Here is a 21,334-nt window from a genome sequence, read left to right as displayed (position 1 = left end):
GAACTGGCGTGATCTCGACTCGGTCCCGGAGGCCACCAAAAGGAAGTCATGATGAGAGCGAGGACAGGGCCCTCTGTGAGGGGTATCCACCCCACCAGCCGATCGGACAGGCGTAGAAGAAGGCCTGTCCGATTAGGGCGAACCTTGCAGGTGCCCCTACGGCGCGCAGCAACAGGTAGGCGACGAGGCCACCGGCAACGGTGAACAGGACCGAGGTGACGAGCAGTCCCGAACCCGCGCCGAACAGGGCGACAAACGGCGCGGCCAACACCGGGAACCCGCAGGGCTCCGGCAAAGTCGCCCTGTAGGGCTGTGACGTGGTGTTTCTGTGTGAGATGAGGGTGCGCGGGCGTGTTCAGGTCGGGTTGGATGGAGGTTCCTACGCCGTCCGTCCGTCCGAGAGAACAACGCCCGCGCCATGTCATCGTCTCGCATCTCCGCGCCTGTCCGCATGCTCGTTCCGGATCATGAGCTTCTCGTCGACCTGCTCGGTCGGATACCCGATCCGCGCCGTCGGCGCGGGGTCCGTCATTCGGTGGGCGCTCTGATCGCGGTCGCGGTGTGCGCGGTGATCGCCGGGGCACGGGGGTTCACGGCGATCGGGGAGTGGGCCCGGGACGCGGGGGCCGACGCCTTGGGCCGGCTGGGTCTGGAGCGGGGGTCGGTGGACGAGTCGACGCTGCGCCGTCTGTTCGCGAGGCTGGACGCGGACCGTCTCGACGCGGTGCTGGGGGCCTGGGCCGTGACGCGGGCCGCGTTGGTCGCGGGCCGGCGGGTGATCGCCGTCGACGGCAAGACGGTCCGCGGCGCCCGCGGCGACAGCTCTTCCGCGCCGCACCTGGTCGCCGCCCTCGCTCACGGATCCGGGGCGGTGCTCGGCCAGGTCGCGGTGGGGGAGAAGAGCAACGAGATCCCCGCCGCCCGCCGCCTGCTCCAACTCCTGGACCTGGACGGCGTGGTCGTCACGATGGACGCACTGCACACCCAGCACGACACCGCAGCGCTGGTGACAGAGGCCGGCGCCGATTACGTCCTGACCGTGAAGGCCAACCAGAAGTCCTTGTACAACCAGCTCAAGGCCCTGCCCTGGGCCCGGATGCCCGCCCTCACCAGGACCGAGCGCGGACACGGACGCCGCGTCACCCGCACGATCAAGGTCGCCGACGTGCCCGCCTGGATCGGCTTCACCGCAGCCACGCAAGTCGCCCGACTACGGCGCACCGTCACCAGGAAGGGCAGGCGGACGGTCGAGATCGTCTACCTGATCACCAGCGCGGACGCCCACACCGCGCCGCCGGCACTCCTGGCCGCATGGGTGCAGTCGCACTGGCAGATCGAGAACCGCCTGCACTGGATCCGCGACGTCACCTTCGACGAAGACCGCTCCCAGGTCCGCACCGGCAACGCACCCCGCGTCATGGCCGCCCTGCGCAACACCGTCATCACCCTGCTCCGCCTGCACGGCCACCACAACATCGCCGCCGCCCTACGACATCACGCCCGCGACACCGACCGCCCCATCAACCTGATCCTGACCGCATGATCAACGACTTTGCCGGGACCCTGCGGGAACCCGGGCCGGACATCGAATATGCGCTCATAGCGAGGGCTGAGCGGTTTCAGCCCGTCAGCCGACTCTGCCATGCATGCGAAGAATCCTTTCCCCGGCGTGGGGTACGGAGCAGCGTTATCGCGCAAATTCTCCGGCTTCAGCCCGTGAGAGCGGGTCTCCCGTCGCACCCTGTCGTGGCAGTACGCCTTCAACGCGGTCCGGTGCGCTTGCTCCGGAGAGTCACCGAGGAGCTACAGCGCGGCCTGGTTGTAACGGTAGGCGTCATTGGCCGGCGCCAGAGTGGGCCTACCGATGATCTGGAGAATTATGTACGCGATGGCAATCAGCGCGGGGAGCATCCACCGACGCGACCGACGTATGCTCTTTCTCCGGCGGGTTTCGGACGACCCCACGTCGCCTGCTCGGGGCCGAGAAACAGCAGTGAGGTCGTTGGCGCTCATCACAGGCGCTCATCACAGGCGGTCACATTACCCTACCGGCATCCTCGTGCGGAGCCGTCACATATGCGGGCGTCCTCGCCGCGGCGCAGCCCACCGCAGGCTCCGTCAACCCGGTAGCCCCCGCGCGCTACAGCTTCTTTAGCGGTCCGTCTTGTTGCTCACTGGACGAGTTCGATGTGGGGGTGGTCCGGGGATGCCGGACAGGCGTGGAGTTGGAGGTCGTAGCCACTGGCGATGTCGATCATGGTGAAGTTCGCCGGAAGGCAGCCGGGAGGGAGCGGCGTGGGGGCGGTCTTCTCCTCTTCGGGGTCCCAGCTTTCGGTGCCGGCGTTCGATTCGACGGTGGCGATGGTCAGCAGCGGGACCGCCTCGGTGCCGCATGCGGAGCAGGACCGGGGCAGGGGATCGGTGAGGCCCCATCGGGTCCAGCCACCGGTCTTCCAGCCGGGGGAGATGGACAGCATGTCCATGTAGAGTTCCTGCGGAGCGAGTTCGTAGGAGCCGTCCAGGGCTGACCCGGCCGCCTGCCACCTGCTCCAGTCGCCCAGTTCCTCCTGCAGTTCCTCGCTCAGCTCCAGGTAGCTGGGGTACTCGGTGACCTGCTCAGGCGTGAGCAGACACGGCGCCGGCAGATAGGTGGGGAACTGGATCGCGGGCGGCTCGGGAGGTGCGTCGAGTACGTCCGTTACGGTCGCGGCGGTCCGCCAGAACAGTGCGGTCCTCGGATGTGCCGGGTGGTCGAAGGGGCACCACAGGACCTGGAGCACATCGGCCTCGGACTGCCCGGGCGGGCGCAGCAATGGGACGTCACGTACGTACAACTGGGCTACGGGCAGCAGGGCGATCGGGCCCTCGGGCCAAGGGCGGCCGGCCTTGATCCGCTCCTCGATCGCCAGCTCCTCGGGCGTGTACCGGGTCACCGGGGGATCGCCGCCCGGCCGGCTCGCCACCGCTGCGCGGATACGCCGCAGCCGCCGCAGGTCCTCCGGCGAGAGGACTTCGTTCACCCCGTCCCACCTGTGCGGTCCCTCGCAGCGCGGCCACGGCTCGTCGGCGGGCCAGAGCAGGGGCCCGCCGACGGAGCTGTCGTGCGGCGTGGGCGACCCGGGGCGGGGATGCAACCGGGTTGCCGTGCGTGCCAGCGGGGCCAGTTGAGGGAAGAGCGCGGTGACGTCGAGCGGCCGCGGCGGGGTGGTACGACTCATGCTGGCTCCCGTAGGCACTAACCGGCTGTGATCAGTTTCCGAGGTTGAGCAGCCCGGTGTTCGCCTTGGTGTTGGGGACGTAGACGTTGGGGAACAGCTCCTCGGCCGACCCGTTCGCCCGTTCGATGCTAGCGGTCATCGTGACTCCCACCGGAATCGTGCTGGTGGCATCCCGGAAGACGGGGGTCACCTGGTAAAGGATCGCGTCGTTCGCTCCGAAGTCGGCTTCGCCGACCTCCTTTTGAGCCATGAACTCGTAGGTCCGCATGCTGGGCGTTCCGGTGTTCATTCCCACCTGCCAGCAGGGGACGAGGTTGTTCTGCCCGCCGTCCAGGATCGCACCTGGTCCACCGAGAATGTTCGCGATCAGGTGACACCGGGCCTGACTCGTCACGGGAGGGTTGTCCTGATTGAACTTCTGCGCGTCGCGCCAGCCGGTGATGTCTCCCGAGGCAGGCTTGCCGGCGCCGAGCTTCTTCCCAAGACAGGCCTGTGCCGTCGTCGGCCGGGTACCGGCTGAACCGATCGGGATGATGGTCTTGTTCACATGGGCGACAGGTTCGGTGGTGTTCCTGATCCACCCGGCGCCGGAGGGAAGCGCACCGGACGGCCAGTTCGCCAGGCAGGCGGCCTGTGGGACGGCGGCCGGTGTGGTGAACTCCACCTTGAACTGATCGGAGTTGATGACGTGCTGGTTCTCGAAGCCCTCGTTGAGCTTCACGTCAGCGAATTGCTTGTCGACGGCCGGGACATGGGCGCGCACACACGGGGTGGCGGGATCCAGGACCCTGCTGTCGCCGAGGACGTAGGTGTCCCAGCTGCCGCTGCTGGCATTGGGGATCACCTCGACGCAGCGAGCGCCGTCGATACCTCCCTCCTTGGCCTCAGCGAAGGGGAATTCGCCGCAGGTGTCGGTTTCGACGAGGTCCGTATTGGCCACGAAGCTTCCACACGTGCGATCCGTACGTTCGGCCGCCCCGTTCTTCTCCCTGGTCAGCGGCTTGTTGTCTCCCCAGCCGTCGTTGAAGCGTTGCTGGGCCCACTGGTAGGCGGCCACGGCGCCGCCCGCGTCCTCGCTCGTCGCCTTCATCGGCACTACGGCCATGACGGACGGAACGGCACAGCCCGCCACCGAAGTGCCGCCGACCGCGTGGTCGCACCTGACCTGACGCGCGTTCTTCCACGACGCGTTCGGGTCGGTCGCCGTCGCGCCCGGTGACGTCACGTACATCGCGTAGGACGTGGAGAACGAGGCGGAGGAACCCGTCGTCTGAGGCGAGGAGTAGGTGACGGTTCCGGTCAGGGTCTTGCTGAACCGCCCCGGGTGAAGTGGAGGCTCGGTTCCATGTAAGGATTGAGTCATGGCACGACCCTCCCGTTACCCGCTTGAGCTCCGACGTCGAGCTCGCCACCGCCGAGTGGGTCGACTGGTACAACCACCGACGACTCCACGGTGAGATAGGCCACGTCCCACCCGTCGAATGCGAAGCCAACTACTACACCGAACTCACGAAACCCCAGGTCATCACCACAATCTGAGATCTCTACCGAACCCGGGGCGGTTCATCACGCCCGTCCGGTTGGCGACCACGCCCGCCACTGTGAGTGAGAAGCTGGTGAAGGCCGGATTCGGGCGCACCAAGACCGAATGGGTACCCGACAGGCTCCACACCGGCACGTTCACCGTTGCCTCAACCACGGCCACAACCGTGGACCTCGACGGCTCCGACGTCGCCACCGCCTGCAAGGGCGATGCCGGCGGTCCCGCCCTGCGTACCGTCAACGGCTCCGCGGAACTCGTCGCCGTCAACTCCCGTTCCTGGCAAGGTGGATGTCTTGGCAACGACCCCGCCGAGACCCGTACCGGTGCCATCGACACCCGTGTTGACGACGTCAGCGACTGGGTCGATCACGCCACCTCGCGCAATCCGGACGACCTCACCGGTGACGGCAAGGCCGACCTTGCGGCCGTCAAGAGCGACGGCATTCTGTGGATCTACCCGGGTACCGGAAAGCCCGGCATGAGCGCCCTGGGCACCCGCTTCCAAGCCGGCACCTACTGGAAGAGCCAGGACGTCACTCGCACCGGGGACTTCAACAGTGACGGGATCACCGATGTACTGTCCCGTCAGGCGTCCGACGGCACGTTGTGGGTCTACCCGGGCACCGGAAAGCCCGGCATGGACGCCTTCCCCACCCGCTACCAGGTCGGCACCAGCTGGGGGCCCTACCGAATCATCTGAGCGGCGGGATGGCCTCCGGTTCTCCCCCGCACTCCTTGTAAGGGTGCGGGGGACATCCCTGAACCGTGGCAGTACCGGCACCGGTGAATACTCGTCCGCAACCGGCTGCAGGCTTTCGGTTTCGCGGTCCGCGACGCTCGGAAGAGCCGCGGGACGGACATCGAGGTGCTCGCCGAAGCCGCCGACCCGCCCGCACGGTCATCGGCATCAGCGGTCTGCCTTCGAAGACGGACAGATGCATGCCGTCGACCGGGTTTCCGGGAAGACCTGCCGAACACCGGCGGTCGCACGTCCGCTGACGCCCCGCGTAGCAGCAGACCCGGCAGACCGCCACCTCCGCGGGTGGGCGGCGGTTCAGCCACGCCATCCGGTCCGCCCACGACGAGAAGGCTTCTCCGGAGCGTGGGACGAGCGTGACCAGTGCCAATCGTCGCGACAGCATCGGCCCACCCCCGAGAAGCGACGAAGATCGCTCTCCTGGAGGGGTACACGCTTTGAAGCGCAGTATCACGTTGGGGTTCACACTCTCGTTTCCATCCTCCGCCCTCAGGTGCACAAGGTGCACGGCATCGGCGCGGCGGCGCTTGCCCGGTCTGCATATGGTCATGCAGAGTTAAGGGTGAGTGAATAGCCGGTGGGCCGGACTTCCCGGTGATGTCCGCGTCCGTTCCGCCTCCCGGCGCCGCGCTCTCGCGAGCGGTACCGCCCCGGGTGCCAGGGGACGGGCAGGCACCTCCGGCGCGCCGGGCGAGACGAACTGGGGGACCCGACGGTATGAACGACACCAGCCCTGCCGCACGGCTCCAGCAGCTCTTCGAAGGGCACCGGCTCACCCCCACCCAGCGCCGCATCGCCCACTGCATGGTGCGCAGGGCCTCCGACGTGCCGTTCCTGTCCAGCGTCGAACTGGCCGAACTCGCCGGGGTCAGCCAGCCCTCCGTCACCCGCTTCGCCGTCGCGCTCGGCTTCGACGGCTATCCGGCGCTGCGCAGGCGCCTGCGCGAGGTGGTGCCCGCCGAACCGGCCCGGGACAGGCGGGAGTTCACCGAGTACCAGCAGGCCGTGCACGCGGAGATCGAGAACCTGCGGCATCTCGCCGAGCTGCTCGCCGACCCGGGTCCGGTGGAACGGGCCGCCCGGCTGCTCGCCGCCTCCCGCCCGCTGCCGGTCCTCGGGCTGCGCGCCGCCTCCTCGCAGGCCCGGGGCTTCTCCTACTTCGCGGCCAAGGTCCACCCGGACGTCCGGCTCCTCGACGAGGGCGGCTCGATGCTGTTCGACCGGATCGACGCCGCGCGCCGGGCGGGCGCGACCGCGCTGCTCTGCTTCGCCCTGCCCCGCCACCCCAGGGAGGTCGTGGAGGCGCTCGCCTACGCGCGGGAGGCCGGGCTGACCGTCGTCACGGTCGCGGACTCCGCGTTCGCACCCGTCGCCGCCCACAGCGATGTGCTGATCCCGGCCGCCGTCGGCACCGGCCTCGCCTTCGACACCGCCTGCGCGCCGATGCTGCTGGGCCGGGTGCTGCTGGAGGCGATGTGCGACGGCCTGCCGGACGCGCAGGCGCGGCTGGAGGAGTTCGACGTCCGGGCCGCGGAGCGCGGACTCTTCGCGGACTGACGCGCCGGCCGTGCGTGCGCCATGCCTTCCCGGGTGTGTCCGGGGTGCGGCCCGGTTGTTGTCCCGTGCAGTCCCGGGGTGCGGCCCGGTTGTAGTCCCGTGCCGTCCCGGGTGCGTCGCCTCTCAGGCGTTCCTCAGGAAGATCGGCTACCCTCCCCGCCCGGACGGCATCACGGCTGGAGGGAGCGGTGCAGTGGGTCGGGGCGGAGGTCACGCACTGGTGCGAGTGGCGGTGGTCGTACGGGCCGGGGCGGCCCCGATGATGTGGCTCGGCGGGCTCGCCGCGGCCGTCGGGCTGGTGCCGGAGGGGTTCACCGGCCGCAGGATCGGACTGTACGGCGGCGCCGCGGTGTTCCTGGTGGCGGCGGCCGTGGTGGCGGCCGCCCGCACCGGCCGGTACCGGGAGCTGGAACGCGGGGCCACCCGGGCCGCCCGGGGTGACATCCTCCAGGACCGGGCCGTGACCCTGCGCAACCGGCGCCGCAGGCACCGCTGGTGGCTGCTCGCGGCGTTCGCCGCGGCGGTCGGCAGCGCGTTCGCCGTTCCGGCGGCGGGCGGGCTGCTGCTCGCGGGCGCCGGTGCCGGGCTCTGGCTCAAGGCGCGGGCCCTGGGTCGGCGGGAGGAGGCGGCGGAGAGGCTGCTGTGGGTGCGTACCGACTGGGTCGAGGGCGGCCGGCCCGCCGGGGCGCGGGTGAAGGGCTACCGCACCACCGGCCCCGCCGCCGGCGACGCCGCCCCGGGCGGGGCCAGGCGTCGCTGAACGGCCGGCGGGGCGCCGGTGGGGTGCGGGCGTGGCGTCAGACCTCCAACTCGGACTCGATCTTGCGCAGCTGGTGGCGGGCCATCGCCAGATTGGCGCGCTTGTTGTCCAGCGCGAGGTACAGGAACAGCCCGTTGCCGCCGCGCGCCTTCAGCAGCCGGATCAGGTGGTACTGACCGCCCAGGGTGATGAGGATGTCCTCGATCTCGTCCTGGAGGCCCAGCATCTCCATCGCGCGCAGTTTGGCCCGCACCACGTCGGTGTTGCCCGCCGCCGCGACGTTCAGGTCGAGGTGCTTGCCGCCGCCGATGGTGCCCAGGGCCATACCGCTGGTGTAGTCGACGAGAGCGACGCCGACCGCGCCCTCGATCACGGCCATCGCTTCCTTGAGGGCCGTCTCGGTGTTCGCCATGGTTACTCCTTGTTGTGGAACTGTTCGGTTCTGGTGGTGCATTGGCATGTCGGAGGCCGACGGCCGCCGGCCGCCGGTCCACGGGTGCCCGGCCGGTGCCCGGCCGGCCGTGCGGGTCGGTTCAGGGGCGCTCGAGTGCTCCGTCCACGAGTTCGCCGATGCGCAGCCCGGCCTTGCGGGCCTCCAGATGCAACCGGCCGACGTTGACCCGGGGTTCGGCGGTCACGGTGATCACGGCGGCGGTGCCTGCCGCGTACGTCGCCACATAGCCGTTCTCGCCGCGCACGAGCAGTTCGCGGAACCGGCCCTGGCCGGTCGCCTCGGTGAGCCGCACGGCCACGCCGAGTGCGGCGGCGGTGAGCGCGGCGACGGTCTCCGCCTCCGATTCCGGCGTGTCCCTGGCCAGCACGAGGCCGTCCACGCTCGCCGCGAGGGCGCCGGTGAGCTGCGGTAGCCGGGTCCTCAACCGGTGCAGTTCGTCGAGGACCCCGGTGCTCGCGGTCATCAGCTGTCTCCTCTCGGCGCGCTGCCTCATCGCGCGCATCACAGCGTTGCCTCCAGGGCGTCACGGAGCCGGCGGAGCAGGGCGACGTCCGGATCGGCGGACATCGCCATCAGGCGGGCGACATCGGGTGGCGGGGTGGGCGCGGGTGCCGCCTGGCGCGGCGTTTCGACGAGCCCGGCGGCTGCCAGCCGGCGCACGTCGAGGAGGGTGTGGAACGCGGGACGTCCCAGGGCGCGGGCGATGTCGGCCGGGGTACGCACCCCGTCGGCCAGGTCGAGCACGGCGCGCTGTCGGGGGGCGGTCCGCAGGCGGGCGGTCCGGGGGGAGGGAACCACCGGTGCGGTGTCCGTCTCGGGATGTGCCCAGAGGCGGTCCAGCAGAGCCCGGCGCCGCAGGGTCTCGCGTTCGACCGCCTCGGCGGGCACCGGCCGCACCGGGCCTATCCAGTGGGCCACGCCGTAGCGGAAGCGGGTGGGGCCGCTGCTCGGGGAGAGGGCGAAGAACGCCGCGTCGAAGAGTGCCCCCAGATGGCATATCTCCAGTTCGCCGCCGGACACCAGGCCGCTTTCGACGAGGTAGCGGCCGACCGCGCCGTCCGCCCCGGCCTCGCGGATGGCCTGCGTCCAGCCGTCGGCGCGCAGCCGCCCGGTGGCGGAGAGCATGACGTCGATGCCCGGAGCGGTGGGGCTCTCGGCGTGCACCACCTGGCCCTCGACGAGGTACAGCGTTCCCCGGTCCCGTAAGAGGGCCCCGGTGGCCCGCTCGGAGGCGAGCCGCAGCAGCATCGGTGAGACGGTCACTCCAGTACCAGCCGCTCCGTCAGGTCGCGCATTCTGAGCCGGGCGAGGGCGAGGTTGCCGTCCGCGCGGTCGAGCCAGAGATGGAGCAGGACGCTGCTGTCGAAGCTCGTCTCGACGAAGCGCAGAACGTGGTAGCACGTGCGGGTGGTGACGACGAGGTCCTCCACCGGAGGGGTCTTGCCGTGGTCGGTCTCCGGGCCGCCGGCGGTGCCCACCGGGGCGAAGGTGGGATGCTCCGCCACCATGCGCGCCAGTTCCGCCGTCTCGGCCGCGGCCGTCTCGTGGTCGTCGCCTGCGGCGTCACCGACCGTGCCGAGGGCGAGTCCGCTGGTCCAGTCGACGAGGGCGGCGCCGCGCACGCCGGGCAGCCGCATGGCGTGCAGTAGACACTCGTCGATTCCGGGCACGCGGAAATCCCCCCAGCACATGTACTTACGGCTCGGACGTATGTCCGTAGCCGTAAGGTTACGCAACGGAGTAGCGGCAGGTGGAACTTCTGGCATTTTCCATCGGAACATGCGTGTGATCCGCTAGGGTCCGCCCACCGGTCCGCGTGCCGCCCGGCCCCTCAGCTGCCCTGGGCTTGCACGGCGTGCTCGGCGCTCTCGGCGCTCTCGGCGTCCGCGCTTCCCCGGCTTCCCCGGCTTCCTCGGCTCGCTCGGCGTTCGCGCTACCCCGGTGTCCTCGCGCCTCCATGGTGTTCTCGCGCCTCCATGGTGTTCTCAGACCGCCGGTGTCCTGAGGGCCGCCGGCGTTCCCGCGCCCCCCGGCGTGCTCAGCCCGCGGAGCCCCAGGTGTCCGTCTCCTCGTTCCGGGCCCGCATCCACAGCCTGTTGACGCCCCAGAGCGCGACGCCGACGGCGACCAGCACCCCGGCCCGGACGTACACGTCCGAACCCCGCTCCGAGAGCGGACTGGCCAGGATGACCGAGGTGATCGCGCCCAGTACCGGAAGGATCGTCGGGGTACGGAAGTGGGCGTGCCCGACGCGGTCCCCGCGCAGCACCAGCACCGCCACGTTGACCACCGCGAAGACGCACAGCAGCAGGAACGCCGTGGTGTCGCCGAGCCCTTCGATCTCACCGGTCGAGACGAGGGCGACCGCGATCACGGTGACGAAGAGGATTCCGGTGACGGGCGTACGGCGGTGGGGGAGCAGGCGGGCCATGCCCCGCGGCAGCACCTTCTCGTTGGCGAGCCCGTAGCAGAGCCGCGAGGCCATCATGATGTTGATCAGCGCGGAGTTGGTGACCGCGAAGAGCGCGATGGCCGCGAACAGCTTCGGCGGGAAGGCGACCCCGCCGGCCTTCACGACCTCCAGCAGCGGGCCGTCGGACTGGGCCAGCGTCCGGTAGTCGACCAGCAGTGACGACACCAGGGCCACGAGGACGTAGATCGTGCCGGTCACCCCGACCCCGATGAAGATCGCGCGGGGGAACGTCCGGACCGGATCCTTCGTCTCCTCGGCCATGTTGACCGAGTCCTCGAAGCCGACGAAGGCGAAGAACCCCAGCGCGGTGGCGCCGAGCACGCTCGTCAGCAGGGCGTAACCGGTGCCGCTCGACTGGAACTCGCCCAGCCGGGAGGGCTCCCCGACGCCGTTCAGCACGGCCCACGCCCCGATCGCGAGGACCACCGCCAGTCCCGACAACTCGACCAGCGTCAGGACCATGTTCGTCCGCACCGACTCCGCGACCCCCCGCAGCGCGATCGCTGCCAGGCCCAGGATGAAGGCGATCGCGATCGCCGTCGGCGGGATCGCGTCGGTGAACTCCTGGAAGTACTGGCCGCTGAACGCGCGGGCCGCCGCGCTCGCCGAGGACAGCCCCGAGCACACGACCATGAACGCGACGATGAAGGTGAGGAAGGGGAGCCGGAACGCCTTCTGGGTGTAGAGCGCGGCGCCCGCGGCCTTCGGGTACTTGCCGACGAGTTCGACGTACGAGGCCGCCGTCAGCAGCGCCACGACGAAACCGATCAGGAACGGCAGCCACAGCGCCCCGCCGACCTTCCCCGCGACCTTCCCGGTCGTGGCGTAGATGCCGGTCCCCAGGATGTCGCCGATGACGAAGAGGATCATCAGCTTCGGGCCGATGGCACGCTTCAGCGACGACTCGTGCTCCTGCGGATCCGTGGACGTGGATGTGGCCATGCACCCTCTCCCGCTTCCCTTGACGGCTGGGAAAGTCTCTGCCCGACCACGGGTCCGCGATGCCTGCGGCACGCCGGGAGGCTGGTCCGTACGGGGTGCGGGCCCGGCGGATCCACCCCGGGTGCGGGACGGTCGGCCCGCCGGGTGCGGGATGGCCGGGGTGCGGGGTGCGGGATGGCCGGCCTGCCGGGTGCGGGATGGCCGGGGTGCGGGGTGCGGGGTTGCGCGCGGCCCCGCGGCGTCCGGCCTCCGCCGCGGGACGGGGGCGGTTCGCCCGGAGTCAGACGCCGCGCCCCTCCACCGCGGCCGCGACGTCGGCGAGGTCCTTCGCGACGGCCTTCGCCACGGCCCGCTCGCCGATCCGGCCGAGCACCTTGGCGAGCACGCCGGCGACGCCTCCGGGGGTGCTGCCGGAGAACGCCATCCGGACCGTCGTGGTCTGCGGGCCGTCCGCGCGCAGCACGAACTCCGACACATAGTGCGTGCCGTGGCTGTCGGCCTCCACGACGAAGCGCTCCGGCGGGTCACTGGCCGTGACCCGCATCTCCTCGGTGGCCTCCTTGCCGAACATCCGCCGGGTCTCCCGCCAGCGGGTGCCGACACCGAAGGCGCCCTCGGTGAGCTTCTCGACGCGCTCCACGCCGCTCAGCACGCGCTGGGAGCCCTCGACATCGGTCAGTGCGTCCCAGACGCGGTCCACGGGTGCGGCGATACGCCGCTCGACGACGACACCTCTGCTGGTCATGGCTCCATGGAACCACCGGGGTAGGACAGCCGCCCGCTACAGCAGCGCGTCCGGCCGGTCCCCGCCCGACTCCGCCACGATCTCCTCGACCGTCTGAGGGGCCCGCACGGTCGTGAAGCGCACCCCGCCGGCATCCGCCGTGAAGCCGTGAACGCCCGGCCGGGCAAGGCTGTTGTAGGCGTAGTGGCTGCTGAAGTAGTAGGCGCCGGTGTCCAGCGCGGCGACCGTGTCACCCGGCTCCAGCAGGGGCAGCTCCCGCGCCTCCGCCAGCAGGTCGCCTGCGAAGCAGGCCGGCCCCGCGATGTCCTGGACCACGGCGTCACCGGTCCTGGGCGCGCCCTTCGCGTCGTACGCGGCGATCCGCAGCGGCCATGACGCCGGGTCGTAGACGGTGCGGGTGGCGACCTGCACCCCCGCATGGGTGACGGCGATGGGCCGGGCGCCGCTGGTCTTGGTGTACTCGACGCGGGCGAGGACCGTGCCGTGCTTGGCGAGCAGCGACCGGCCGAACTCGGTGACCAGCCCGTAGCGGCCGTCGAACAGCCCGGGGGCCGCGTCCCGCAGCGTCCTTGCGTAGTCGGCGAAGGTGGGGGCCTCCTCGTCGGAGGCGAAGTTGACCGGCAGCCCGCCGCCGATGTCGACGGTGTCGATCTGCTGCCGGCCGGCGGCCGCGTTGATCTCCTCGGCCAGTTCGTACACCGCCAGGACGCCCTGGGCCATGAGCTCCAGCCCCAGCCCCTGCGAGCCGGAGTGGGTGTGCAGCCGGGTCAGCCAGGGCCGGTCGAGGCAGGCGCGCACCACGCGATCGCGCGCTCCCTCGTCGCGCAGGGCGACGCCGAACTTCGAGGTCGCGGTGGCGGTGGACAGCGCACCGATCGCGCCGGCGCCGATCTGCGCGTTGACGCGCAGCCCGAGCCGCGCGCCACCGGAGCCGGGCCCGAGTCCGCTACCGGCTCCGGCTCCGGTCCGGGGTTCGACGCCGGCTCCGGTGGCGGTCCCGGTGGCGGTCCCGGTGGCGGTTCCCGTTCCGGCCAGCGCGTCGATGCGGTCGAGTTCCTGGAGGTTGTCGGCGTTGACGGCGATCCCCAGGCGCAGTGCCTCGGCCAGCTCGGTCCGGGTCTTGGCGGGGGAGTCCAGCACGATCCGCTCCGGCCGCACACCGGCGGCCAGCGCAAGCGCCAGCTCGCCCGGGCTCGCGACCTCCGCGCCGATGCCCTCCGAGTCCAGCAGCCGCAGCACCGGCACCAGCGGCGCGGCCTTCACGGCGAAGGCGTGCAGGACCGGGGCGCCCGTCACCTCCTCGAAGGCGCTCCGCAGCGCGGCGGCCGAGGCGCGGACGCCGGCGATGTCGACCAGTGCGACGACGGGGTCGGTCTCGGTGAGCAGGCCCTGCTCCACGGCTGCTCGTACGGCCTGGTCACGACGGTCTGAAGCCAGATGAGCCATGGGCTCCAGTCAATCACCCGGGCGGACCCGAGCCCACCCCTGCCCGCCCGCGCCCACCTTGCTCATCCCTGCCCACCGAGCCCATCTGTGTCTATATGCGCCTGTCTGTGTCTATGTCTACTTGTCCGCATCCATCTGTGCCTATTTGTTGCCATGTCTGCTCATCCAATTCCATGCGATTTCATTCGGGCCCATCCGTGCCCATCCGTGCCCACGCCTGCCCCTCTGGTGTCGCCTCCGGTGTTCCCGCCGTGTCCACGGAGTGCGGATCTGGTGCCCACGGGTGCCGACCCGCTGCTCGGCCCGCATTGTCCGGGCCCTGTCCGCGTGTGTTCGTGCCGGTCACCGGAGGTTCGCTGCACTCGCTTCCGGTCGTGCCGGGTGCCGGGTGCCGGGTGCCGGGTGCCCGTGATCTCTCCTGTCCGGGAGCGGGCCCCCGCGCGCTCCGGGTGCCGCGGTGCCGCGGCGGTCGCGCATGCGTGGCTTCGGACCGGGGCCGCCATACTGTTGACTGGAATTATTCAGGGCATCAGGATGTGAATAGAAGAGTCAACGTCACGAGGAGGCATCGGCATGTCTGGACCCCGCCCGGTACGGGCACCGCGTGGTACGGAACTGAGCGCCCTCGGGTGGCAGCAGGAAGCCGCGCTGCGCATGCTCCAGAACAACCTCGACCCGGAGGTCGCCGAGCACCCCGACAAGCTCGTCGTGTACGGCGGCACGGGCAAGGCCGCCCGTGACTGGCGCTCCTTCGACGCGATGGTCCGCACGCTCCGGACGCTGAAGCAGGACGAGACGATGCTCGTCCAGTCGGGCCGCCCGGTCGGCGTGATGCAGACCCACGAGTGGGCGCCCCGTGTGCTGATCGCCAACTCCAACCTCGTCGGCGACTGGGCGAACTGGGAGGAGTTCCGGCGTCTGGAGGCCCTCGGACTCACCATGTACGGGCAGATGACCGCGGGCTCCTGGATCTACATCGGCACCCAGGGCATCCTCCAGGGCACGTACGAGACCTTCGCCGCCGTGGCGGCCGGGAAGTTCGGCGGCACACTGGCCGGGACGATCACGCTGACCGCCGGACTCGGCGGGATGGGCGGCGCCCAGCCGCTCGCCGTCACCATGAACGACGGCGTCGCCATCTGCGTCGACTGCGACCCCCGGGCCATCGATCGCCGCATCGAGCACCGCTACCTCGACGTGAGGGCCGACGGTCTCGAGCACGCGCTCCAGCTGGCCACCGAGGCCCGTGACGCCCGCCGCCCGCTGTCCGTCGGTGTGCTCGGCAACGCGGCCGAACTGGTGCCGCAGCTGCTCGCGATGAACGCGCCGATCGACATCGTCACCGACCAGACCTCCGCGCATGATCCGCTGGCCTACCTGCCCGCCGGGGTCGACTTCGGCGACATGGCCTCGTATGCGGCGAAGGACCCGGCCGGGTTCACCACCCGCGCCCGCGAGTCCATGGCCCGGCACGTCGAGGCCATGGTCGGCTTCATGGACGCCGGCGCCGAGGTCTTCGACTACGGCAACTCGATCCGCGGCGAGGCGCGGCTGGCCGGCTACGAGCGGGCGTTCGCGTTCCCCGGCTTCGTCCCCGCCTACATCCGGCCCCTCTTCTGCGAGGGCAGGGGCCCGTTCCGCTGGGCCGCGCTCTCCGGCGACCCCTCCGACATCGCCCGGACCGACAAGGCGATCCTGGAACTCTTCCCGGAGAACGAGTCCCTGGCGCGCTGGATCAGGATGGCGGGCGAGCGCGTCCACTTCCAGGGCCTTCCCGCCCGCATCTGCTGGCTCGGCTACGGTGAGCGGGACCGCGCGGGCGAGCGCTTCAACGACATGGTCGCGAGCGGTGAACTCAGGGCCCCGCTGGCCATCGGGCGCGACCACCTCGACTGCGGCTCGGTGGCCTCCCCGTACCGCGAGACCGAGGCGATGCTCGACGGCTCGGACGCCATCGCCGACTGGCCGCTGCTGAACGCCATGGTCAACGTCGCATCCGGCGCCTCCTGGGTCTCGATCCACCACGGCGGCGGCGTCGGCATGGGGCGCTCCATCCACGCCGGCCAGGTCACCGTCGCGGACGGCACCGAACTCGGCGCCGAGAAGATCCGCCGGGTGCTGACGAACGACCCCGGGATGGGCGTCATCCGGCATGTCGACGCCGGCTACGACATCGCGGAGTCCGTCTCCGAGGCGAAGGGCGTGCGTGTCCCGATGCGGGAGGGTGACTCCCGGTGAGGGCTCACGAACCGCTGGGCGCGGACAACCCGTTGAGCGAGGTCGAACCGTTGAGCGAGGTCGAACCGTTGCGCGCGGACGAACCGTTGAGCAGCCGCGAACCTGCGACGGGCCGCTCCGGCGCGGGCGGGGCCGCGTCGCGCACCCCCTCGTTCCAGGAGATGTGGTCCGAGCTGCGGCGCATCGGCCGGGACGCGGACAGCGGCGGTTACCGGCGCCATGCCTGGACCGGTGCCGACGCCGACTGCCGCAACTGGTTCCAGGAGCAGGCCGAGGCCCGCGGGCTCGTCTACGAGACCGACCGCAACGGCAACCAGTGGGCCTGGCTCGGCGGGCCTCCCCCTGCCTCCGTCGGGGGCACCCCCACCCCTGCCTCCGGGGGTACCCCCACCCCTGCCTCCGTCGGGGGTACCCCCACCCCTGCCTCCGTCGGGGGCACCGGGAACGTGTCTGCCTCGGGCCGGAGCACCCCAGGCGCCCCCGCCGTCGGGGACGCCGTGGTCACCGGCTCACACCTTGACTCCGTCCCCGACGGGGGCGCCTTCGACGGGCCCCTCGGCGTCGTCTCCGCCTTCGCCGCGCTCGACGAACTGCGCCGCAGGGGAGCGGAGTTCACCCGGCCCTTCGCGATCACCAACTTCGCCGACGAGGAGGGCGCCCGCTTCGGCCTGGCCTGCGTCGGTTCCCGCCTCGCGGCCGGGCAGCTGACCAGGGAGCAGGCGTACGCACTGCGGGACGCCGACGGGGTGTGCCTGCCGGAGGCGATGGAGGCGGCCGGCCTCGACCCCGGGACCATCGGCGCCGACCCCGAACGCCTGGCCCGCGTCGGCGCCTTCGTGGAACTCCATGTCGAGCAGGGCCGGGCCCTGGACGTCTCGGGCGACCCCGTCGGCATCGCCAGCGCCATCTGGCCGCACGGCCGCTGGCGCTTCGACTTCCGGGGCGAGGCGAACCATGCGGGCACCACCCGCCTCGCCGACCGCCGCGACCCGATGCCGACGTACGCGGAGACCGTCCTCGCGGCCCGCCGCGAGGCCGAACTGGCGGGCGCGGTCGCCACCTTCGGCAAGGTCTCCGTCGAGCCGAACGGCGTCAACGCCATCCCGTCCCTCGTCCGCGGCTGGCTCGACTCGCGCGCCGCCGACCAGGCCGTGCTCGACGCGGTCGTCTCCGCGATCGAGCAGGCCGCGAAGGACCGCGCCGAGCGCGACGGCGTCGACCTCGCAGTCGTCCGGGAGTCGTTCACCCCGGTCGTCGAGTTCGGCCACGCCCTGCGCGACGAGATCGGCCGGCTGCTGGGCGGACGGGTTCCGCTGCTCGGCACGGGGGCCGGACACGACGCCGGAATCCTGTCCGCGGCCGTGCCGACCGCCATGCTGTTCGTACGGAACCCGACGGGCGTCTCCCACTCCCCGGCCGAGTACGCCGCCGAGGACGACTGCGTCGCCGGGGTCCTCGCACTCGCCGACGTACTGGAGGGCCTCGCGTGCAGGTGACGACGTACTGGCTGGAGCACGCCTGGCTCGGCGCACATGTCGAGCCGGGGGTCGCCCTCGACGTCGCGGACGGCCGGATCACGGCCGTCCGCACCGGGACGGGTGCCCCGGAACCGGGCGCCGTGGTACTGCGCGGCCTGACGGTGCCCGGACTCGCGAACGCCCACTCGCACGCCTTCCACCGGGCACTGCGCGGTGTGGTGCAGATGGGCTCCGGGACCTTCTGGACCTGGCGCGACGTCATGTACCGGACCGCGGCCCGGCTGACCCCGGAGAACTACCACGCGCTGGCGCGCGCCGTGTACGCGGAGATGGCGCTGGCGGGGATCACGGTCGTCGGCGAGTTCCACTACGTGCACCACGCGCCCGGCGGCCGCCCGTACGCCGACCCCAACGCGATGGGCGAGGCGCTGATCGCGGCGGCGGCGGACGCGGGCATCCGCATCACCCTCCTCGACACGGCTTACCTGTCCTCGGCCATCGGCGACAGGCACGGCGGGGAGCCCCCGAACCGGCACCAGCTCCGCTTCTCCGACGGCACCGCCGACGCGTGGGCCGAGCGGGTGTCCCTCCTCAAGGGCGGGGAACTGGCCAGGATCGGCGCCGCGATCCATTCCGTACGCGCGGTGCCGGCGGCCCAGCTGCCCACGGTGGCCGGCTGGGCGGCGGAGCACGCCGCGCCCCTGCACGTCCATCTCTCCGAGCAGACCGCCGAGAACGAGGCGTGCCTGGCGGTCCACGGCTGCACGCCCGCGCGGCTCCTCGCCGACCACGGCGTACTCGGCCGGCGCACCACGGGCGTCCACAACACCCATCTGACGGACGGGGACATCCGCCTCCTCGGCGGCAGCGGGACCGGCACCTGCATGTGCCCGACCACCGAACGGGATCTCGCCGACGGGATCGGCCCCGCCAGGACCCTCCAGGAGGCGGGCTCACCGCTGTCGCTCGGCAGCGACAGCCACGCGGTGATCGACCTCCTCGAGGAGGCCCGCGCGATGGAGACGGACGAGCGGTTGCGCACCCGCACCCGCGGCCACTGGACGGCCGCCTCGCTGCTGCGCGCCGCCACCGCCGACGGGTGCGCGGCACTCGGGTGGGACGACGCGGGACTGCTGGAGCCCGGCGCGCTCGCCGACTTCAGCACCGTTGCGCTGGACTCGGTGCGCACGGCCGGCCCGCTGCCCCGGCTGGGCGCGGAGACCGCGGTCTTCGCCGCCACCTCCGCGGACATCCGGCACACGGTCGTGGCCGGGCGCCATGTCGTACGCGACGGCGTCCACACCCTGGTGCCGGACGTGCCGTCGGCCCTGTCGGAGGCGATCGGGACGCTGAGGGGCTGAGCGGGGGAATGGCCCGGGCCGGTCCTCTGTTGCGCAACACATGAACGGTGACGAGTTCGACCCGCGCACACTCCTCTCGGAGAGCCGTATCGGCGTCCTGGCCACCATCAAGTCGGACGGGCGACCGCAGCTCTCGCCGGTCATGCCGTACTACGACCGGGAGGCCGACGTGATCTACGTGTCGGTGACCGAGGGGCGGGCCAAGACGGCGAACCTGCGGCGGGATCCGCGCGCCGCGTTGGAGGTGACCGGCCCCGACGGCTGGTCCTGGGCGACCGCCGAGGGGACGGTGACGCTCACCGGTCCGGGCACGGCCCCGGACGGGCCGGAGGTGGAGGCGCTGGTGACGTACTACCGTCGCGCTGCCGGTGAGCATCCGGACTGGGACGAGTACCGCTCCGCGATGGTGTCCGACCGCAGGGTGCTCATGACGATGCCCGTCGAGCACGTGTACGGCGCGCGGATCCGCTGACGCGACGCTCGCCGGGGCCGGGGCCGGGGCCGGGTCGGGGTCACAGCCAGGACCAGGGCCACGGTCAGGACCGGGGCCACGATCAGGGTCAGGGTCAGGGTCACAGCCCACGCCAGGGCCAGGGTCAGGGTCAGGGTCAGGGTCACAGCCACGGTCAGGATCACGGCCGCGGCCAGGGGTCGCGTCGCGCTCTTCCGGGCCCGAGACCGTGTGAACGGTCCGGTTGAGGCCGTACGCCCTCGCCGTGCGTGAGGCCGGGTGCCCGGGAGCGGGGCGGGGGGCCTTACGGTCGCGTCCGGCGGCCGCCGCCGGCTTCTCCGCTCCCGCGCGTGAGGCCGTCCCGGGGTGGCGTTGGCGCGGCCGGAGACCCCGCCCCGTCCCCCCGGGGCCGACGGGAGAAGGCCGCAGACGCCTGTGGAAGCATGGACAGCGACACGGTGTGCCCCTTCTCCGCAGGGGGACGAAAGGCCACGGAGAGGAACCATGGGCAGCACCCTCATCACCCGCATCGGCACCCTCGTCACCAACGATCCCGCCCTCGGCGACGGCGGCCCGCTGGGCCGGATCGAGGACGCCGCCCTCGTCCTCGACGGCGGTACCGTCGCCTGGGCCGGCCGCGCGGCGGACGCGCCCGCCGCCGACGAGGTGCACGACGCGGAGGGCCGCGCCGTCGTCCCCGGCTTCGTCGACTCGCACTCCCACCTCGTCTTCGCCGGCGACCGCACCGCCGAGTTCAACGCCCGTATGTCGGGCCGCTCGTACTCGGCCGGCGGGATCAGGACCACCGTCGCCGCGACCCGCGCCGCCTCCGACGAGGCGCTGGAGGCGAACCTCACGCACTATCTGGACGAGGCGCTTCACCAGGGAACCACCACGTTCGAGACCAAGTCGGGGTACGGGCTCACCGTGGCGGACGAGGCGCGTGCCCTGCGCATCGCCGCGCGGCACACCGAGGAGGTGACCTACCTCGGCGCCCACATCGTGTCCCCCGACTACGCCGACGACCCCGCAGGGTACGTCGCGCTCGTGACCGGCGAGATGCTCGACGCCTGCGCCCCGCACGCCCGCTGGGTCGACGTGTTCTGCGAGAAGGGCGCGTTCGACGGGGACCAGGCCCGGGCCGTCCTCACCGCGGGCATGGCCAAGGGGCTCGTTCCCCGCGTGCACGCCAACCAGCTCACCCACGGCCCCGGCGTGCAGCTCGCCGTCGAGCTGGACGCGGCGTCCGCCGACCACTGCACCCACCTCACCCGGGCGGACGTCGACGCCCTGGCGAGCGGCAACACGGTCGCGACCCTGCTCCCGGGCGCCGAGTTCTCCACCCGCGCCGAGTGGCCCGACGCCCGGCGGCTGCTCGACGCGGGGGCGACCGTCGCGCTGTCGACCGACTGCAACCCCGGCTCGTCGTTCACCTCCTCCATGCCGTTCTGCATCGCCTTGGCGGTGAGGGACATGGGGATGACGCCGGACGAGGCCGTCTGGTCGGCGACGGCGGGCGGGGCCGCCGCACTGCGCCGGACCGACATCGGCCGTCTCTCGCCCGGCGCCCGCGCCGACCTGACCGTCCTGGACGCTCCGAGCCATGTCCACCTGGCCTACCGCCCCGGCGTTCCGCTGGTCCACGCCGTGTGGCGCCGGGGAGCGCGAGCGGTCTGAGTGGTCGGCGGCCGCATGGGTGCTTTATCGGGGCATAACGAACCCATCGCGGCAGAGGTGATCGGCCGGTGTCCGAATCTGAACCCCCACGCTTTGCTGATTGATCATTTTTCGTATAAATTCATCGGATCGAGCGCCGTTGATCAGCGGTGAACTCGATTAGTGCTGACGGGGGAATGCAGGTTGGGGCCGGGTCTTCCGTTCCCGAACCTTTTCGTGCCCTCGTCCGAGCGG

18 protein-coding genes and 1 pseudogene are annotated in these 21,334 nt (G+C 71.5%); 10 read left to right on the top strand and 9 right to left on the bottom strand.

All coding sequences use genetic code 11. The features are described from left to right. Positions 1-451: 451 nt before the first annotated feature. Positions 452-1,543, top strand: a complete 1,092-nt coding sequence (locus tag DDQ41_RS09035; RefSeq protein WP_262508401.1) for an ISAs1 family transposase — start codon at positions 452-454, stop codon at positions 1,541-1,543. A 628-nt stretch (positions 1,544-2,171) separates the two neighbouring features. On the opposite strand, the gene DDQ41_RS09030 is transcribed toward DDQ41_RS09035, so the two are convergent. After that, on the bottom strand, positions 2,172-3,218 hold the full coding sequence (locus tag DDQ41_RS09030; RefSeq protein ID WP_109294024.1) for a hypothetical protein: 1,047 nt from the start codon (positions 3,216-3,218) through the stop codon (positions 2,172-2,174). Positions 3,219-3,249: 31 nt separating this feature from the next. Continuing rightward, positions 3,250-4,581 carry a DNA/RNA non-specific endonuclease gene (locus DDQ41_RS09025; RefSeq protein WP_109294023.1) on the bottom strand — a complete coding sequence of 444 codons (1,332 nt, stop codon included), beginning with the start codon at positions 4,579-4,581 and terminating at the stop codon, positions 3,250-3,252. A 35-nt stretch (positions 4,582-4,616) separates the two neighbouring features. Between DDQ41_RS09025 and DDQ41_RS09020 the strand changes: the two are divergent. From DDQ41_RS09020 to DDQ41_RS09000, 4 genes and pseudogenes are all read left to right on the top strand, one after another. Continuing rightward, positions 4,617-4,757, top strand: a pseudogene (locus DDQ41_RS09020) (integrase core domain-containing protein); the annotation flags it as partial. Next, positions 4,700-5,461, top strand: coding sequence for an FG-GAP-like repeat-containing protein (locus DDQ41_RS09015; RefSeq protein WP_109294021.1), 762 nt, complete (start codon positions 4,700-4,702; stop codon positions 5,459-5,461). The pseudogene DDQ41_RS09020 and the gene DDQ41_RS09015, both read left to right, overlap by 58 nt. Before the next feature lie 774 nt (positions 5,462-6,235). Next, positions 6,236-7,075: a MurR/RpiR family transcriptional regulator gene (locus tag DDQ41_RS09005; protein WP_109294020.1), complete on the top strand. Its 840-nt coding sequence runs from the start codon at positions 6,236-6,238 to the stop codon at positions 7,073-7,075. A 226-nt stretch (positions 7,076-7,301) separates the two neighbouring features. Continuing rightward, the gene (locus DDQ41_RS09000) at positions 7,302-7,835 is read left to right on the top strand and encodes a hypothetical protein (protein ID WP_109294019.1); all 534 of its coding nucleotides are present in this window, start codon (positions 7,302-7,304) and stop codon (positions 7,833-7,835) included. 37 nt (positions 7,836-7,872) lie between these two features. Here DDQ41_RS09000 and DDQ41_RS08995 read toward each other — a convergent pair whose 3' ends face one another. The 7 genes from DDQ41_RS08995 to DDQ41_RS08965 form a co-directional block, all read right to left on the bottom strand. Further along, positions 7,873-8,247, bottom strand: coding sequence for a hypothetical protein (locus DDQ41_RS08995; RefSeq protein ID WP_109294018.1), 375 nt, complete (start codon positions 8,245-8,247; stop codon positions 7,873-7,875). A gap of 121 nt (positions 8,248-8,368) precedes the next feature. Beyond that, positions 8,369-8,752: a roadblock/LC7 domain-containing protein gene (locus DDQ41_RS08990; protein ID WP_109294017.1), complete on the bottom strand. Its 384-nt coding sequence runs from the start codon at positions 8,750-8,752 to the stop codon at positions 8,369-8,371. A 38-nt stretch (positions 8,753-8,790) separates the two neighbouring features. Then, positions 8,791-9,537, bottom strand: coding sequence for a transcriptional regulator (locus tag DDQ41_RS08985; RefSeq protein ID WP_245991496.1), 747 nt, complete (start codon positions 9,535-9,537; stop codon positions 8,791-8,793). 11 nt (positions 9,538-9,548) lie between these two features. Beyond that, positions 9,549-9,959, bottom strand: coding sequence for a hypothetical protein (locus DDQ41_RS08980; RefSeq protein ID WP_174720274.1), 411 nt, complete (start codon positions 9,957-9,959; stop codon positions 9,549-9,551). A gap of 368 nt (positions 9,960-10,327) precedes the next feature. Further along, positions 10,328-11,704, bottom strand: coding sequence for an APC family permease (locus DDQ41_RS08975; RefSeq protein ID WP_109294014.1), 1,377 nt, complete (start codon positions 11,702-11,704; stop codon positions 10,328-10,330). 280 nt (positions 11,705-11,984) lie between these two features. Further along, the gene (locus tag DDQ41_RS08970) at positions 11,985-12,449 is read right to left on the bottom strand and encodes an SRPBCC family protein (RefSeq protein WP_109294013.1); all 465 of its coding nucleotides are present in this window, start codon (positions 12,447-12,449) and stop codon (positions 11,985-11,987) included. Between the two features lie 36 nt (positions 12,450-12,485). Continuing rightward, the gene (locus DDQ41_RS08965) at positions 12,486-13,895 is read right to left on the bottom strand and encodes a type III PLP-dependent enzyme domain-containing protein (protein ID WP_109294012.1); all 1,410 of its coding nucleotides are present in this window, start codon (positions 13,893-13,895) and stop codon (positions 12,486-12,488) included. A 573-nt stretch (positions 13,896-14,468) separates the two neighbouring features. Between DDQ41_RS08965 and hutU the strand changes: the two genes are divergently transcribed. The 5 genes from hutU (at position 14,469) to hutI (ending at position 21,100) form a co-directional block, all read left to right on the top strand. Then, the gene (gene hutU / locus DDQ41_RS08960; protein WP_109294011.1) at positions 14,469-16,133 is read left to right on the top strand and encodes a urocanate hydratase; all 1,665 of its coding nucleotides are present in this window, start codon (positions 14,469-14,471) and stop codon (positions 16,131-16,133) included. Between the two features lie 161 nt (positions 16,134-16,294). Then, entirely contained in the window at positions 16,295-17,629 is a 1,335-nt protein-coding gene (locus DDQ41_RS08955; protein ID WP_262508654.1) for an allantoate amidohydrolase, read from the top strand. After that, positions 17,620-18,972, top strand: a complete 1,353-nt coding sequence (locus tag DDQ41_RS08950; RefSeq protein WP_109294010.1) for a formimidoylglutamate deiminase — start codon at positions 17,620-17,622, stop codon at positions 18,970-18,972. Before DDQ41_RS08955 ends, DDQ41_RS08950 begins: the two co-directional genes overlap by 10 nt. A 40-nt stretch (positions 18,973-19,012) precedes the next feature. Next, the gene (locus DDQ41_RS08945; RefSeq protein WP_109294009.1) at positions 19,013-19,444 is read left to right on the top strand and encodes a PPOX class F420-dependent oxidoreductase; all 432 of its coding nucleotides are present in this window, start codon (positions 19,013-19,015) and stop codon (positions 19,442-19,444) included. A 483-nt stretch (positions 19,445-19,927) separates the two neighbouring features. After that, positions 19,928-21,100, top strand: a complete 1,173-nt coding sequence (gene hutI / locus DDQ41_RS08940; RefSeq protein ID WP_109294008.1) for an imidazolonepropionase — start codon at positions 19,928-19,930, stop codon at positions 21,098-21,100. The last annotated feature ends 234 nt before the right edge of the window (positions 21,101-21,334 follow it).

This window comes from Streptomyces spongiicola (assembly GCF_003122365.1).
Classification (GTDB): Bacteria; Actinomycetota; Actinomycetes; order Streptomycetales; family Streptomycetaceae; genus Streptomyces; species Streptomyces spongiicola.
This window is presented reverse-complemented; position numbering and strand designations above follow the sequence as displayed.

Coding starts and splice junctions, on each gene's coding strand:
- DDQ41_RS09035 (WP_262508401.1), top strand. CDS start 452: ATGCTCGTTCCGGATCATGAGCTTCTCGTCGACCTGCTCGGTCGGATA.
- DDQ41_RS09030 (WP_109294024.1), bottom strand. CDS start 3,218: ATGAGTCGTACCACCCCGCCGCGGCCGCTCGACGTCACCGCGCTCTTC.
- DDQ41_RS09025 (WP_109294023.1), bottom strand. CDS start 4,581: ATGACTCAATCCTTACATGGAACCGAGCCTCCACTTCACCCGGGGCGG.
- DDQ41_RS09015 (WP_109294021.1), top strand. CDS start 4,700: ATGCGAAGCCAACTACTACACCGAACTCACGAAACCCCAGGTCATCAC.
- DDQ41_RS09005 (WP_109294020.1), top strand. CDS start 6,236: ATGAACGACACCAGCCCTGCCGCACGGCTCCAGCAGCTCTTCGAAGGG.
- DDQ41_RS08995 (WP_109294018.1), bottom strand. CDS start 8,247: ATGGCGAACACCGAGACGGCCCTCAAGGAAGCGATGGCCGTGATCGAG.
- DDQ41_RS08990 (WP_109294017.1), bottom strand. CDS start 8,752: ATGACCGCGAGCACCGGGGTCCTCGACGAACTGCACCGGTTGAGGACC.
- DDQ41_RS08985 (WP_245991496.1), bottom strand. CDS start 9,537: ATGCTGCTGCGGCTCGCCTCCGAGCGGGCCACCGGGGCCCTCTTACGG.
- DDQ41_RS08975 (WP_109294014.1), bottom strand. CDS start 11,704: ATGGCCACATCCACGTCCACGGATCCGCAGGAGCACGAGTCGTCGCTG.
- DDQ41_RS08970 (WP_109294013.1), bottom strand. CDS start 12,449: ATGACCAGCAGAGGTGTCGTCGTCGAGCGGCGTATCGCCGCACCCGTG.
- DDQ41_RS08965 (WP_109294012.1), bottom strand. CDS start 13,895: ATGGCTCATCTGGCTTCAGACCGTCGTGACCAGGCCGTACGAGCAGCC.
- hutU (WP_109294011.1), top strand. CDS start 14,469: ATGTCTGGACCCCGCCCGGTACGGGCACCGCGTGGTACGGAACTGAGC.
- DDQ41_RS08955 (WP_262508654.1), top strand. CDS start 16,295: ATGTGGTCCGAGCTGCGGCGCATCGGCCGGGACGCGGACAGCGGCGGT.
- DDQ41_RS08945 (WP_109294009.1), top strand. CDS start 19,013: ATGAACGGTGACGAGTTCGACCCGCGCACACTCCTCTCGGAGAGCCGT.
- hutI (WP_109294008.1), top strand. CDS start 19,928: ATGGGCAGCACCCTCATCACCCGCATCGGCACCCTCGTCACCAACGAT.